The sequence below is a fragment of the Methylosoma difficile genome (assembly GCF_054657615.1).
Window position 1 is genome coordinate 787,391 of sequence record NZ_BAAHYJ010000001.1, and the last position, 13,346, is coordinate 800,736.

Consider the following 13,346-nt stretch of genomic DNA (forward strand, 5'->3'; position numbering starts at 1 on the left):
GCCAGCAGGTCAAAACTCGAAGTATTGAAATAAATTCGTTGAATTTTCTGTGCAAATTCCATATTCTTTATCAGTTTAACTTTTAGTCGGGCTGCGTTTTTAACCAAGATGCAGTTCTTTTTTAACACCAAGAGAGGTCTCTATGAAAAAAACAATCATCGCAGCAGCAAGTATTGCTCTGATCGCTTTGTGCGGACAAGCAATGGCTGACGAGCAAATCGAAATCGGCAAAAAAATCTATGAACGCGCATTTGGTCGCGGTTGTGGCACTTGCCATGACATCGCTTCAAACCCACAATTGACTGCTTTAATTAAAGCAGGCCAATTGGACAGAGCTAAATTTGAACAAGTTCTGAAAGAAGGCAGAGGCGGCATGCCAAAAGCGGTTGAAGAAATCATGAAAAACAAAGCCGTTGAAAAAGCGGGCTACGGCGAAGACCAAGCGGTTGACGCGTTGTACCATTATTTGGAAACTAAATAAGTTTCAAAATTTTGCTACAAAAAAGCCGCGCCAGATAACTATCTGGCGCGGCTTTTTTATGGCTTGGATTTTTAGGGTCTACCCAAAAAACGGGTGATTTTTTCTTGGTAAGGCAGTTTTTTTAAGTTTCTGAGCCAAATGCCGGTAAAAGCCGCCAGCATTAAGCCACAAGAGGCGATGGTCAGATAAATCAACCGCTTCAAGTGTGACATTTCTTCTATTAGCTGTTGGTTGCCAATGTTGTTGCTGGTTTGTTGGCTGGGTTCTGCGGCTGAATAGCTACGCAGCAGTTTGACATCATTTTTTAAATCTTGGATGGCACCTAACGAAGTGTTGACCGCGCCGGTACGCAGGCTTTGTTCTAAAGTGCTGAGTTTGCTTTCAATAGAACCGCTGACGATACCCACCAATTGGCCTTTCAGGGTTGCCACTTCGGCAGATAGGCTTTGTGGCGATTGGCTTTGGGCTTCTAGGGCAGCGATGCTGGCGTAGCTGTCAAAAAAACGTTTGGAAGGCATCAACCAGAAGCCTGTCACCACCATCAGGCTCATCATCAGTATTACCAAGCGTAGCCGCCAGCGACTGCTTTTTGCCAATGCCTGGTGGGGCGGCACAGGGTGCAGGACGATGATTCCAGTTTTTTTATTGTCGCTATCGCTCATGGGATACTTCCTCTTGCACCAGAGAAGTGCGTGGCAGGACTTTGTTATTATGCTTGATTACCTGACCAGCAATTATACAAGCTAAAAAACAATTGTCCTGCCTTTTCTGCATCATTTTAGGCGTTTAGCTGCCGCAATACGCATCCGTAAAGCGTTAAGCTTAATAAAGCCTTCCGCATCTTTTTGGTTGTATGCGCCTTGATCTTCTTCAAAGGTGGCGATGCTTTCGTCAAATAAGCTGTCAGTGCTGGATTGGCGACCGACGACAATGACGTTGCCTTTGTACAATTTCAAACGCACTTTGCCGTTCACATTCACTTGTGACGCGTCAATCATGGTTTGTAACATCAGGCGTTCAGGGCTCCACCAATAGCCGTTGTAGATTAACGATGCATAACGTGGCATCAATTCGTCTTTCAAATGCGCCACTTCGCGGTCCAAAGTCAATGACTCGATGGCGCGATGGGCTTTCAGCATGACCGTGCCGGCGGGGGTTTCGTAACAGCCGCGTGATTTCATGCCGACATAGCGGTTTTCGACAATGTCCAAGCGACCAATGCCGTTTGCGCCAGCGATTTGGTTCAGTTTTGCCATGACTTCGGCTGGGCTGTGCGGCACATCATCAATAGCGACGATGTCGCCTTGGCTGAAAGTCAGTTCAATATAAGTGGCTTGGTCGGGAGCCGTTTCAGGCGACACTGTCCAACGCCACATGTCTTCTTCGGGTTCTGCCCAAGGATCTTCCAGTACACGGCCTTCGTAGGAAATGTGTAGTAAGTTGGCATCCATAGAATAAGGTGAGGTTTTGCCTTTTTTCATTTCCACGGGAATGCCGTGCTTTTCGGCGTAGTTCAACAGGGTTTGGCGCGAGGTCAAATCCCATTCACGCCAAGGCGCAATCACTTTAATGTCGGGGCGTAACGCATAAGCGCCCAATTCAAAGCGGACTTGATCGTTGCCTTTGCCAGTAGCACCGTGCGAGATGGCACCGGCATTGGTTTCGTTGGCGATGTCGATCAAGCGTTTGGCGATCAGCGGGCGGGCGATTGAAGTACCCAGCAAATATTCGCCTTCGTAAATGGTATTGGCGCGGAACATCGGGAACACGAAGTCGCGGGCGAATTCTTCACGTAAATCGTCGATGTAAATTTCTTTAATGCCCATCGCTTGGGCTTTGGCGCGTGCAGGTTCGACTTCTTCGCCTTGACCTAAGTCGGCGGTAAACGTGACCACTTCGCAATCGTAAACATCTTGCAGCCACTTCAGAATAACGGAAGTGTCCAATCCGCCCGAATAGGCCAATACTACTTTATTGATTTCTGACATAACGCTGGTACTCAAAGGTTAAAAATGGCGTCGATTATAGCGTAAATTGCCCTGGTCGCGCAGTTTTGCTACGCCGATAAACCCCTAAAAGCAGAGGAAAATTTATCGCTGGCGGCAAGGCAAGGTAAAATGGTCGATTATTTTTATCGCCTAATAAAACCATGACCGTAAATTCCTTTTCCCGCTTGGGTAAATCCTTGGCATCGGGCTGGCTGTTGTTTGTTATTGCTGGATGTTCGCCGACTGAAGACGTGCAAAAGCTCAGCGGTTACACGCAAGGCACGACTTATCACTTGAGTTTTGTCGGTGTTGCGGGTGTTGATCCGTTAGTCATCAAAAAGGCCGCCGATGCAGAATTTGCCCGCATCGACCAACAGTTGTCCAATTACCGTAATGACTCGGCTATTGAGCAGTTCAATGCCAACCACAGCAGCGATGCCGTTCCCGTCAGCGAAGAGATTGTCAGTCTTGTACAGCAAGCCAGAACCATCAGCGAAGCCAGCCACGGTTGTTACGATTTGACCATCAAGCCGCTGTTCGATTTGTGGGGCTTTAAAGCCGAGCAACTGCACATTCCTGATGACGCCAGTTTACAATCGACCTTACAGCAAGTGGGTTTTCAAAATTTGGAAACCGTAGATGCCAGCCATTTGCGCAAAAAAAATCCGCAATTGCGGGTGGATTTGTCGTCGATAGCCCAAGGTTATAGCGTCGGGCGTATTGCCGCCTTGTTGGAACAGCAAGGCATCCAAAACTATTTGGTGGAAATCGGTGGCGAGCTGCAAACCCGTGGCGAAAAACCGGACCATCAGCCTTGGCGAGTGGCGTTGGAAAAGCCTTTGCCCGGCGAGCGCACTATGCAAAAAGTCATTACCCTTAAACAAACCACGCCGATGTCGGTCATGACATCCGGCACTTACCGGCATTATTTCGACAAAGACGGCAAACGCTACAGCCACATCTTGGATGCCAAAACCGGCAAGCCTGTTGACCACAAAACGGTGTCGGTGACGGTTTTCCATGCCAATCCCATGGAAGCCGATGCATGGGGAACGGCTCTGTTGTGCTTGGGGCGTACGGAAGGCATTAAAGTTGCCGACCAAGCGGGTATTGCTACTTTGTTTATCGAACAACAAGGCGACGCATTCCAAGAGTTTCCCAGCGCGGCTTTGCAGCAGCTAAAAACCCTGGTGATTGAGTGAAAATGACGGCTAAACAAACAAAGAGACGCGCATAAGGTTAGGTGGCTGTCATGCAATTATTCAAAAGTGGCGGCGAAACGCCATCCGCTCAGATGCCCTTTTGGCAAGGGCTTAAAGCTTATTGGCTGGGCGAAACGCGTCCGCAAATCATGGCGGCTGCTTTATTGGTATTGGTAGCGCTTTTGCACACGGGGTTGGCGTTATGGTTGTTACAAGCCGCCAATAAGCCCAGTCTGCCAAAAGAAAAACTGATTGAAGTCACACTAGCCGCTGCGCCTGTCGTCAAACCTGCACCCGCCAAACCGCAGGCACCGGCGCCTGTTGCGAAACCTATAGAAAAAAAACTGCCTGTGCCACCGAAAGTGGTTAAACCTAAAACGGTTGCCAAAGTTAAGCCGCTAGAAAAGCAACCTGCTCCAAAACCCGTTGCTGAGCTTAGCAAGCCTGCCCCGATACCCTTGCCGCCGCCGGTCGCTGTGCCAGCACCAAGCGCCGCGCCTGTTGCTGCGAAAGCCGAATCGGCACCCGCTGCTAGCACCGCCCCACCCAGCAGTCAAACTCAAACCCGCTCTGCCGCCACCGATGGCATCACGGCGAAACCTGGCGGTGCTGATGCGAAAGCCACTTGTGTCCAATGCCCAAAGCCTAAATACCCACGCGCCGCACAACGCCGTAATTTGGAAGGTACGGTGCAAGTCAAATTGGTGCTGTCTGCCGATGGTTCGGTAACCGACGTGACTATCCTAAAAAGCAGTGGTCACACCGTACTGGACGAGGCTGCTGTCAATGACGTGCGTTCATGGCGTTTTAATGCCGTGGCATCAACCGCGCTGCGGACGGCTACACAAACCATCAATTTTAAAATGTAACCACGCAAACCCTTGGAGACTTTAATGCCTTACCAACTTGCCCCAGAAATGATTGCCGCCAGCACCTTATATATCTTGCTGTCGTTCTCCATCATCACTTGGACGTTAATTTTGTTTAAAACTTGGCAATTTGCCGCCAACAGCTTGGCGAACAAGCATTTCAACCAAGTGTTTTGGGATGCGCCCAATTTAGCCGAGGCGGAAGCTTTACCGGATAGCACTTTTAAAGGCTCGCAAGCCAAAATGGCGCGGCAAGGCTTCAAATGGTTGAACGAAAGCCGTGAGCAGCTGGGTAAAAACCTTAAATATTCCGGCGTACCGTCTGAGCTTTTGGAACACGCTTTATTGGAGCAATTGCAGAAAGAACAGCGCAGCCTGGAGAATGGCTTAACCTTGCTGGCAAGCATTGGCAGCACCGCGCCGTTTGTTGGTTTGTTTGGTACGGTGTTGGGCATTATGCACGCGATGCACCAGATCACTGAAAGCGGTTCGACCAGTTTGGATGTCGTTGCAGGCCCTATTGGCGATGCCTTGGTGGCAACGGCGATTGGTATTGCGGTGGCGGTTCCGGCGGTGTTGGCCTATAACTTTTTTTTACGGCGCGCCAAGCACCAACGTGCGGAAATGGAAAATTTCTTGGTGAGTTTTAGCCATGTGGTGTTCAACAATCCCGACAAAGGAAACCTGTAAATGGCCTTTAAACCGCAAGCCGATAATGATGAAGCGATGAGCGAAATTAACGTCACTCCGCTAGTTGATGTGATGTTGGTATTGGTGATTATTTTGCTGGTGACCGCGCCGCTGTTAACTCAGTCGGTGCATGTGGCATTGCCGAAAACCGCACAAACGACGGCTGATACGGAAGTGCAGCCTCTACAGGTCGGCATTGATGCTCAAGGCGCGATTACGCTTAACAAACAACCTGTTGCGGATATGCTGGCGTTGGAAAGTGCGCTGCAAAAAGAGTTGGCTAACCATCAGGATATAGCCGTGCATTTATATGCCGACCAAGCGGTGGCTTATGCTAAAGTTGCACAAGTGATGGCAGCCGCCAAACATGCGGGCGTCACTAAATTGGCATTTGTCACCTTGGAAGAATGATGTTTTTGAAGGCGCGGTTTTTAGCAGGTTTATTAGGGTTGTCGAGTTTATCGGCAATGGCTGCCGATGCCGACAAAAAAACCTTGGAAGAGCTGCTGGACACCGGCTTATCGACTACGCCACAAAACATTGAAAGTTCCGCCGCCTCCAAATACAGCCAGCGCAACGCCACCGCGCCGGCTTCTTTACGGATTGTCACCGCCGAAGACATCCGCACCTACGGCTACCGCACCTTGGCGGATGTGTTACGCAGTTTGCCGGGCGTTTATATCAACAGTTTGCGCGATTATTCCTATATTGGCGTGCGCGGTTTTAGCCGCCCTGGCGATTATAATTCCAGAGTTTTGCTGTTGATCGACGGCGAACGCATTAACGAAAATATCTACGATGGTGCCTATGTCGGTAACGAATCGCTGGTCGATGTCGATTTGGTCGAACGCGTTGAATTTGCCCCGGGCGCGGGTTCGGCAGTTTATGGCAACAATGCTTTTTTTGGGGTCATCAATGTTATCACCAAGCGTGGCTCTGCCATCAACGGCGTGCAAGTGTCGGGCGAATACGGCAGTTTTGATGCCTTTAAAGGTCGCGGCACTTACGGCAAACGCTTTGAAAATGGCGCGGAAATGTTGCTTTCCGGCACGGGCTTTGACCGCGCCGGCAACGAACGCTTGTATTACAAAGAATTTGACCGTCCGACCCAAAACAACGGGGTTGCCGAAAATTTGGATTATGACCGCTACCAAAGTGCGTTCGCCAAATTCAACTATCGAGCTTGGCAATTGCAGGGTGGTTACGTAGACCGCACAAGAGGGATACCGACAGGTGCTTATGAGAGTGACTTGAATGACCCCCATAACAAGAATATCGACATCCAAACCTATGTTGCCCTCAGTTTTGATGATGCCATCGGCAAAGATTGGCGGCTCAATGCCCATCTAGGCTTCCATGATTATCAGTATGAATCTACGCTGGGCTATCATGAACTTTACCAAGTCGATTATCTGGAAAAGGCCAATGGCCGCTGGTGGAATGGCGAGCTACGTTTGCAAAACACCGCCATTGAAAATCATCGCCTCCAGTTTGGCGTGGAAGTACAAGATAACTTTAGGCAACACCAGTTCAACGCCTATATTCCTGGTCCGCCTTATTTCGATGCCGACACGCCGAGCCTACGTGATGGCGTGTTTTTGCAAGATGAAATTCAAGTGTTCGATACGCTTAACTTTACTGCCGGTGTCCGTTATGACTACAACGATTTTGGCGGCAGCAGCGTCAATCCACGCTTGGCTTTGGCGTGGCAAGCGCTGGATAGCAGTGTGGTCAAGCTGATTTACGGTTCGGCTTTTCGTGCACCTAACGCGTTCGAACTTTATTACGATTACCGGCGCGGCAGCTTAAAGCCTGAGCATATCAAGTCCTTAGAATTGGGATTTGAACATTGGCTAACGGCTTCCACATGTTTGTCGGCCTCGCTATACCATAACTGGATAGACAATCTAATTGACCAAATGGAACAAGACGATGGCTATGTCACCTTGGTCAACGTCGGTAAAATGACAGCCGAAGGCGTGGAGCTGGAAGGCGAGCAACGCTTTACTAATGGTATGAAGCTCAGCGCAAGTTATTCGTTACAGCAGTTGGAAGATAATGCCCGCAACATCGATGCGACAAACTCCCCGACCCATTTGGTCAAGCTGCATTTTTCCAGCCCATTAGGCTATAAAGATTGGACGCTGGGCTATGAGTCTTTGTACATGAGCGAGCGTTTGGCAACCATGTCCAGTTATGTGAGCGACCACATCATTGGTAACTTGACGGTTAATGGCGGCGTATACCGATCGTTGCGGGTATCTTTGGGCGCTTACAACCTGTTCGACCAGCATTACGCCGATCCGACCGGTGAAGGCTATGAACAAAACCGTATCCGCCAAGATGGCATCACCTTCCGTCTTAAGCTAACGGCGGGGTTCTGATGAAGCCAAAAATGCTGATGCGCATCTTGCTCGCCAGTTTGCTGCTTGCCAGCCTTGGCCTTTCTGCCGCCTCCATGTCCGAATACGAGCTAAAGGCGGCATTCCTTTTAAAATTCGCCCAGTTTACCCGCTGGCGGGAGTTGCCAAGCAATCAATTCAACTTGTGCATTTGCGGGGAACATCCTTTTATCGACCATCAAAATTGGTTTGCCCATAAAACCTTAAGCAACCGGCCTGTCAGCATCCAGACGATAAACGTCGATGGCGATTTTAATAATTGCCAAATACTGTTTGTCAATTTTGCCAATCAGCACGAAATGTCCAGCTTGTTGGAGGGTTTGCATAACCAACCGGTGCTGACAGTGAGCGATAGCGACACGGCATGGGATGCCGGCGTCATGATAAGCATGAGTACCGAACCCAACCGCGTCAGTTTCCGCATCAACAATAGCGCCGCCCGCGCTGCAAAATTGGAGCTGAGCGCGTTGATGCTGCAGCTTGCCAAAGAAGTTAAGTAAGATTGAACGATCTGGTCGGAAACGGCTGGTTTTTGCTTGACACATGCCTTTCACCCATAAAATATCCCCATGTCAATTCTGTTTAAATCAGGCGCGTTAAGCGCTGCCCCTCACTTGGCGGCTGCCTTGGCTTCCGATGCCAAATGGATCAATGGCCTGCTGGTTGTGGCAGGTGTGTTATTTACCTTGGCGTTCGCGCCGTTCGATTTTGCCTATTTTGCGCCACTTAGCCTAAGCCTGTTGTTTGCGGCTTGGCGCAACACAAGCCCGTTGCAGGCGGCCTGGCGCGGCTATTGTTTTGGCTTGGGCATGTTTGGCTTGGGTGTTTCTTGGGTTTATGTCAGCATCCATGATTTTGGCGGTGCCAGCATGGCGGTTGCCGTGCTGATGTCCGCAGTGTTTTGTGCATTTTGGGCGATTTTTCCGGCGTTGGCGGGTTATTGCGCGGCAAAATGCTTGTCCGCCAACCGAGCAACAGTGCTAGTGCCGTTGCTTTGGATAATGGTTGAATGGGTTCGTGGCGGTTTTGTACTGAACGGCTTTCCGTGGTTGCAGGCTGCGTATTCGCAATTGGATACGCCGCTGGTGGGTTACGTTCCGCTATTCGGTGCTTATGGCGTTGGCCTGATTCTGGCGCTGACCGCTTGGGTGATTGCCGAAAGCTGGCATAGACCGATGCGCGGGGCATTATTGGCCTGTGCCATGATTTGGCTGGTGGGCATTCCGCTAAAAAACATGGCTTGGACCCGCGCAGCCGGTGCGCCGTTGCAAGTGAGCTTGCTTCAAGGCAATATCAGCCAAGACCAGAAATGGTTGCCGGAAAACCGCATCAACACTTTGCGGCTTTATCAGCGCATGACGGAGCAACATTGGGGTTCGCAGCTGATAATTTGGCCCGAAACAGCTATTCCTGCCTATTTGTCGGAAGTGGAAGAATTTTTCCTAAAGCCTTTGGCGCAAGCCGCCAAAGATCATCAGGCGGCTATATTGGTCAGCCTGCCCGAAGACGGCGAAAAGGACGATGAGTTATATAACACGGTGATGATGTTGGGTAATGGACAAGGCCGTTACCGCAAAAACCATTTGCTGCCTTTTGGCGAATACATGCCTTTGCAGCCTTTATCGGGTTGGGTGTTGTCGCAACTGCATTTGGACTTGGGCGTGTTTACGCCAGGTGGCGACCATCAGCCGCTGCTTAGCGCCGCCGGTTATGACATCGTCACTTCCATCTGTTATGAAGATGTCTTTGCCGATGCCGCCATTGCCGGAATGCCGAAAGCGGCATTTTTGGTCAACGTCACCAACGATGCTTGGTTTGGCAACAGCATTGAGCCGCACCAGCATTTACAAATCGCCCGAATGCGCGCCTTGGAAACCGGCCGCTACTTGCTCCGCGCCACCAATACCGGCGCAACAGCCGTGGTTGCGCCGACAGGCAAAGTGATCGCCCAAGCGCCGTTATTTACCGAAACAGCATTGACCGCAACGGTGACGCCTATGGCGGGGATGACGCCGTTTGCTTATGCTGGCGACACTTGGGTCGCAGGGATTTTGCTGTTGGTGTGTTTGGGGCTGTTATGTCGGAAGCGTTAATCAGGCGATCAAAAAGCCTGTTTGTTTCTGTTTTGCCAAAAATGCTGCGCCAACGCTTGCGCCTGTTCTTGGCTATCCGCCTTCCCTAATAATTTAAGCGCAACAGCTGTTGTGCCTATGATCGACATTTCGGCAAATTCGTCTTCGCTGTCGCTTTTCCAGATTAACGCCAGTTGTTCGGGGTCTAACAGTTCCGGTTTGATGTGGCGGCGGGCGAAGAGGGCGGGCCAGTTTTCGTCCAGCAATTCACCTTGGTGGACACTTTGCACCAAGCACTCCATGTCGGGATTGCGTTCGGTTTCGCCACCTTCGCCTTTGAGTACCGCCATGTGCGGTTGTTGTAACAGGGCGGCGGCTTGTTGGTGAACAGGGCGGTAGCTGGGGTGGAAAATGCCTTGGATGCTGTAGCTGGCATTAAAGGGGTTGAGCAGGCGCACCAAGGTGTGTACGGGCGAGCGTAAGCCTAGGATGGGGCGTAGTTCGATAATCTCGTGCAGTTTGGGGCAGAAGTGTTCCAGCGATAAGTAGCTGAAATTGCGTTCTTGCAGTTGTTCGCGGGCTTCGCTGATGGAGTTGGCAGCAGTCAGGCCCAAATAACCCAACATGTTTTCAGTATACAAACGGCCTGCCGAATGCCCGCTGGCACCGTGCATAAACACTTTAACGCCGTTTTCAGCCAGTAATAATGCCGCCAGCAAAAACCAGGGCAAGTGGCGGCGCTTTCCCGCATAGGACGACCAGTCCAAATCGACCAAGCCGTCGTCCGCCGATAAATTAAACGACTCGCGCGCCGCCAGCACAAAACCCGCCAATTCTTCCGGGGTTTCTTCCTTAATACGCATCAACATTAAAAATGCGCCCAGTTGCACGGGCAGCACTTCGTCAGCCAAGATCATTTTCATGGCGCGGTAGGCTTCATCTTGCGTGAGCGGGCGCGAACCTTTTTTGCCTTTGCCTAAAATGCGGACGATTTCGGCAAAAGGGTGTTCCTGATAAGGCGTCTGTTCGTGATGGGAAAGCTTCATAATCTCAGCATGACGTAATGGTCGATCAACAGCGCGGCAAACAGCACGGTGATGTAGACGATGGAGTAGCCAAAGGTTTTCATGGCGGTTTTGTTGTCTTTCAGACGCATCATTTGTACGGCAAAGTAAATGAAGGCAATATCCAAAGGCAATGCCAAGCCGAGGTAGATCAGACCGCTCATGCCGGTCAAATAGGGCAGGACAGTGACAATCAACAGCAGGACGGTGTACAGCAAAATCTGCAAGCGGGTAAATTCCGCACCGTGGGTGACCGGTAGCATGGGGATTTTGACTTTGGCGTACTCTTCGCGGCGGGCAATGGCTAAGGCCCAAAAATGCGGTGGCGTCCAGACGAAAATAATCAGCATCAACAACAAGGCGTAAGGATGCACTTCGTTGGTCATCGCGCACCAGCCCAGCAACGGTGGTGTCGCGCCAAAGGCACCGCCGATGACGATGTTTTGCGGCGAGGCGCGTTTGAGGTAAACGGTGTAAATAATGGCGTAACCAAACAGCGATAAAAACGTCAGCACGGCGGTCAGGGTGTTCACTAACAAGACCAATACCAGCATGGCGGTAACGCCCAGCACAAAGGCAAAGCCCAACACTTCTTTGGCGTTCAGGTTGCCGGTTGGCATCGGGCGTTTTTCGGTGCGCGCCATGACCGCGTCGGCTTTACGGTCGATAAAATGGTTGATGGCGGCGGCGGAAGAGGCCGCCAAGGCAATGCCAATCGTGCTGTAGATGACCAAGCCAATCGGCGGCATTCCGGACACAGCCAGCAACATGCCGACAATGGCGGTAAACAGCATTTCCGCGACCACATTGGGCTTGCAGAGGGTGAGGTAACTTTTCCAAGGTAAAGAAGACAAATTCGACATGATGCAACCAGCTTTTAAGTGTTCTCTGGCATGATACAGTGAACATTTAATGATTGAAATACTTACAGGTACAGTTATATTTATCTTCAACTTAAGCTAAAGGCATTACTGTTCCGAGTAACCATCAAAAGAGGAATCAATCATGAGCGATACTATTTGGATAAATATCAGAAACGGCAGTGAAATCGATTGTAACGAAGACGACCATTCGGCAATGCTGGCGTTAACGGAAGAACTGGATATTTTGGCGGCAAAATTGGGGGTTAAACCATTGTCAGCCTTTTATGATTACACCGATTTCGAAATGAACATGAGCGAAGAGGATGAGGACGAAGATGAAGAAATGGATGGCGAACCTTGGAGCAACGACCAAGCCGATTGGTTTGCGCCCGAAGAAGCCCATGCTTCGGTGACGGCGATATTGGCGGCGGTGCAAGATGATCCTGACGCCATTAAAACAGGCCGTTGGGATAAAGATGACTTGATTTGGGAGTTGGAAGACACGCTGGTTGAGCTGGACAAAGCCATCGAAGCCGAACAACCGTTCCATTTTTGTATTGTTATGTAACCGGTGCCCGTATGGACTTCAGTCAATTAGAAAGCTTTCTGGCACGTAAAAACCAACGCTTTGTTTGCATAGATAACGGTTGGCCTAAACCTGGTCCGGTGCGTTACACGGCAATGCTGGCACATAAAACCACCCCGCCTGCCGAGCCAGAGGTTATAACCAGCCTGCGCGCGCAATTCCCGGAACTGCCCGAAGTGGCAGCGTTTTACAGCCGCTATGGCAGCCTGAGTTTATATTGCGACACGGTTGGCGATAATTTTGCTTTTTACATTGCCGAGCCGGATGAATGGGTAGAACTAAAACCCTGTTTTGAGGCTTGGTTGGATGGTTTGGATGAAGAGGAGGCAGAAGACTTTTTGCCTAATTGGCTGGACGATTACATCGTCATCGGCGAAGTGCCGCAGTCGGGCAATTATTACCTGATGCCTGCTTCAGGTGAGGATGCCGGCAAGGTGTTTTTGTTTGACCATGACGGTTTTGAATTTACGGAAGAAGGTGCCAGTTTGGAGGCTTTTATAGCCAAAATCACCACGCCGAATGCGGCTTTGCTTAACGAAATTTTGTCGCATACCCGCTACTGGGATGGTGAAACCGGTACCCAGTGGTTAGCGGACGAATACTTGTTTGACAGCTGATTTAGCCGTTATCGATTGCCGCCAGCAAGTCTTCCAAAGCCATTTTAATGGGAACGATTTGCTGGCGGCGCGAAATTTCCCAGATTTTAACCTTGTTGTCCTGTCCTAACGTCCGGTAAGAAACCAAGTTTTTTACTTGCCTAAACCTTGCCCAATCGACGGTCGGGTGGTTGATCTGCAATGTCTCAAGCCCTAAATCATCCAAAATTTGCCCCAACACATCCAGGTTACGGATAACGGCATCTTGCGTTTTGCTATCGTCTAAAAAATCCGCCAGCTCATAGCCGAGCGTGTAGTTGAGAATAGATTCAACGCATTGGTAAGCCGTCAGTAGATAAATAAGTTTGCTTTTCATGCCGGTAAAAGTTTGGGTTGCGTTTAATCCAGTATAATTGCGCCTTTACAAGCTTGGCGCAGATTCATTTTAGCATTCTATAAGCGTTCGCCAATGTGCAAATCCATGCGCATGCGGTGGGTCATCGGATGAACAATTCAGCCTTAATACAGTCCGA

General features: G+C 50.2%; 15 protein-coding genes. 10 read left to right on the plus strand and 5 right to left on the minus strand.

Going from position 1 to position 13,346, the window contains the following annotated elements; translation table 11 throughout:
• Nucleotides 1-142 precede the first annotated feature (142 nt).
• Complete coding sequence (locus ACYQ1O_RS03845) at nt 143-481, plus strand: c-type cytochrome (protein ID WP_459990312.1); 339 nt, start codon at nt 143-145, stop codon at nt 479-481.
• A gap of 71 nt (nt 482-552) precedes the next feature.
• Here ACYQ1O_RS03845 and ACYQ1O_RS03850 read toward each other — a convergent pair whose 3' ends face one another.
• Nucleotides 553-1,143 (minus strand): hypothetical protein, encoded by a 591-nt coding sequence (locus ACYQ1O_RS03850; protein WP_459990313.1) that lies wholly within the window; start codon nt 1,141-1,143, stop codon nt 553-555.
• Between the two features lie 111 nt (nt 1,144-1,254).
• Complete coding sequence (locus ACYQ1O_RS03855; RefSeq protein ID WP_459990314.1) at nt 1,255-2,469, minus strand: argininosuccinate synthase; 1,215 nt, start codon at nt 2,467-2,469, stop codon at nt 1,255-1,257.
• A 161-nt stretch (nt 2,470-2,630) separates the two neighbouring features.
• Between ACYQ1O_RS03855 and ACYQ1O_RS03860 the strand changes: the two genes are divergently transcribed.
• The 7 genes from ACYQ1O_RS03860 (at nt 2,631) to lnt (ending at nt 9,725) form a co-directional block, all read left to right on the plus strand.
• The gene (locus tag ACYQ1O_RS03860; RefSeq protein ID WP_459990315.1) at nt 2,631-3,671 is read left to right on the plus strand and encodes an FAD:protein FMN transferase; all 1,041 of its coding nucleotides are present in this window, start codon (nt 2,631-2,633) and stop codon (nt 3,669-3,671) included.
• Nucleotides 3,672-3,721: 50 nt separating this feature from the next.
• Nucleotides 3,722-4,540, plus strand: coding sequence for an energy transducer TonB (locus tag ACYQ1O_RS03865; protein WP_459990316.1), 819 nt, complete (start codon nt 3,722-3,724; stop codon nt 4,538-4,540).
• Between the two features lie 24 nt (nt 4,541-4,564).
• On the plus strand, nt 4,565-5,230 hold the full coding sequence (locus tag ACYQ1O_RS03870) for a MotA/TolQ/ExbB proton channel family protein (RefSeq protein ID WP_459990317.1): 666 nt from the start codon (nt 4,565-4,567) through the stop codon (nt 5,228-5,230).
• A complete protein-coding gene (locus ACYQ1O_RS03875) occupies nt 5,231-5,641 on the plus strand; it encodes an ExbD/TolR family protein (protein WP_459990318.1) in 411 nt (136 codons plus the stop codon).
• On the plus strand, nt 5,638-7,614 hold the full coding sequence (locus ACYQ1O_RS03880; RefSeq protein WP_459990319.1) for a TonB-dependent receptor plug domain-containing protein: 1,977 nt from the start codon (nt 5,638-5,640) through the stop codon (nt 7,612-7,614). The genes ACYQ1O_RS03875 and ACYQ1O_RS03880 overlap by 4 nt, the downstream gene beginning before the upstream one ends.
• Nucleotides 7,614-8,132 (plus strand): YfiR family protein, encoded by a 519-nt coding sequence (locus ACYQ1O_RS03885; RefSeq protein ID WP_459990320.1) that lies wholly within the window; start codon nt 7,614-7,616, stop codon nt 8,130-8,132. Before ACYQ1O_RS03880 ends, ACYQ1O_RS03885 begins: the two co-directional genes overlap by 1 nt.
• Before the next feature lie 69 nt (nt 8,133-8,201).
• On the plus strand, nt 8,202-9,725 hold the full coding sequence (gene lnt / locus ACYQ1O_RS03890; protein ID WP_459990321.1) for an apolipoprotein N-acyltransferase: 1,524 nt from the start codon (nt 8,202-8,204) through the stop codon (nt 9,723-9,725).
• Nucleotides 9,726-9,733: 8 nt separating this feature from the next.
• On the opposite strand, the gene ACYQ1O_RS03895 is transcribed toward lnt, so the two are convergent.
• Nucleotides 9,734-10,750, minus strand: coding sequence for a glycosyl transferase family protein (locus ACYQ1O_RS03895; protein WP_459990322.1), 1,017 nt, complete (start codon nt 10,748-10,750; stop codon nt 9,734-9,736).
• Complete coding sequence (gene cyoE, locus ACYQ1O_RS03900; RefSeq protein ID WP_459990632.1) at nt 10,747-11,634, minus strand: heme o synthase; 888 nt, start codon at nt 11,632-11,634, stop codon at nt 10,747-10,749. Before cyoE ends, ACYQ1O_RS03895 begins: the two co-directional genes overlap by 4 nt.
• A 139-nt stretch (nt 11,635-11,773) precedes the next feature.
• Between cyoE and ACYQ1O_RS03905 the strand changes: the two genes are divergently transcribed.
• Nucleotides 11,774-12,199: a hypothetical protein gene (locus ACYQ1O_RS03905; RefSeq protein WP_459990323.1), complete on the plus strand. Its 426-nt coding sequence runs from the start codon at nt 11,774-11,776 to the stop codon at nt 12,197-12,199.
• Between the two features lie 11 nt (nt 12,200-12,210).
• Nucleotides 12,211-12,834, plus strand: coding sequence for an SMI1/KNR4 family protein (locus ACYQ1O_RS03910; RefSeq protein WP_459990324.1), 624 nt, complete (start codon nt 12,211-12,213; stop codon nt 12,832-12,834).
• A gap of 1 nt (nt 12,835) precedes the next feature.
• Here the strand turns inward: ACYQ1O_RS03910 and ACYQ1O_RS03915 are convergent, their stop codons facing one another.
• On the minus strand, nt 12,836-13,189 hold the full coding sequence (locus ACYQ1O_RS03915) for a HepT-like ribonuclease domain-containing protein (protein ID WP_459990325.1): 354 nt from the start codon (nt 13,187-13,189) through the stop codon (nt 12,836-12,838).
• Between the last annotated feature and the right edge of the window lie 157 nt (nt 13,190-13,346).

What these genes read in the sequence shown, in the direction of transcription:
- ACYQ1O_RS03875 (WP_459990318.1), top strand. Translation starts at nt 5,231, where the DNA reads ATGGCCTTTAAACCGCAAGCCGATAATGATGAAGCGATGAGCGAAATT.
- ACYQ1O_RS03880 (WP_459990319.1), top strand. Translation starts at nt 5,638, where the DNA reads ATGATGTTTTTGAAGGCGCGGTTTTTAGCAGGTTTATTAGGGTTGTCG.
- ACYQ1O_RS03910 (WP_459990324.1), top strand. Translation starts at nt 12,211, where the DNA reads ATGGACTTCAGTCAATTAGAAAGCTTTCTGGCACGTAAAAACCAACGC.
- ACYQ1O_RS03855 (WP_459990314.1), bottom strand. Translation starts at nt 2,469, where the DNA reads ATGTCAGAAATCAATAAAGTAGTATTGGCCTATTCGGGCGGATTGGAC.
- ACYQ1O_RS03870 (WP_459990317.1), top strand. Translation starts at nt 4,565, where the DNA reads ATGCCTTACCAACTTGCCCCAGAAATGATTGCCGCCAGCACCTTATAT.
- ACYQ1O_RS03885 (WP_459990320.1), top strand. Translation starts at nt 7,614, where the DNA reads ATGAAGCCAAAAATGCTGATGCGCATCTTGCTCGCCAGTTTGCTGCTT.
- lnt (WP_459990321.1), top strand. Translation starts at nt 8,202, where the DNA reads ATGTCAATTCTGTTTAAATCAGGCGCGTTAAGCGCTGCCCCTCACTTG.
- ACYQ1O_RS03915 (WP_459990325.1), bottom strand. Translation starts at nt 13,189, where the DNA reads ATGAAAAGCAAACTTATTTATCTACTGACGGCTTACCAATGCGTTGAA.
- ACYQ1O_RS03905 (WP_459990323.1), top strand. Translation starts at nt 11,774, where the DNA reads ATGAGCGATACTATTTGGATAAATATCAGAAACGGCAGTGAAATCGAT.
- ACYQ1O_RS03895 (WP_459990322.1), bottom strand. Translation starts at nt 10,750, where the DNA reads ATGAAGCTTTCCCATCACGAACAGACGCCTTATCAGGAACACCCTTTT.
- ACYQ1O_RS03845 (WP_459990312.1), top strand. Translation starts at nt 143, where the DNA reads ATGAAAAAAACAATCATCGCAGCAGCAAGTATTGCTCTGATCGCTTTG.
- ACYQ1O_RS03850 (WP_459990313.1), bottom strand. Translation starts at nt 1,143, where the DNA reads ATGAGCGATAGCGACAATAAAAAAACTGGAATCATCGTCCTGCACCCT.
- ACYQ1O_RS03860 (WP_459990315.1), top strand. Translation starts at nt 2,631, where the DNA reads ATGACCGTAAATTCCTTTTCCCGCTTGGGTAAATCCTTGGCATCGGGC.
- ACYQ1O_RS03865 (WP_459990316.1), top strand. Translation starts at nt 3,722, where the DNA reads ATGCAATTATTCAAAAGTGGCGGCGAAACGCCATCCGCTCAGATGCCC.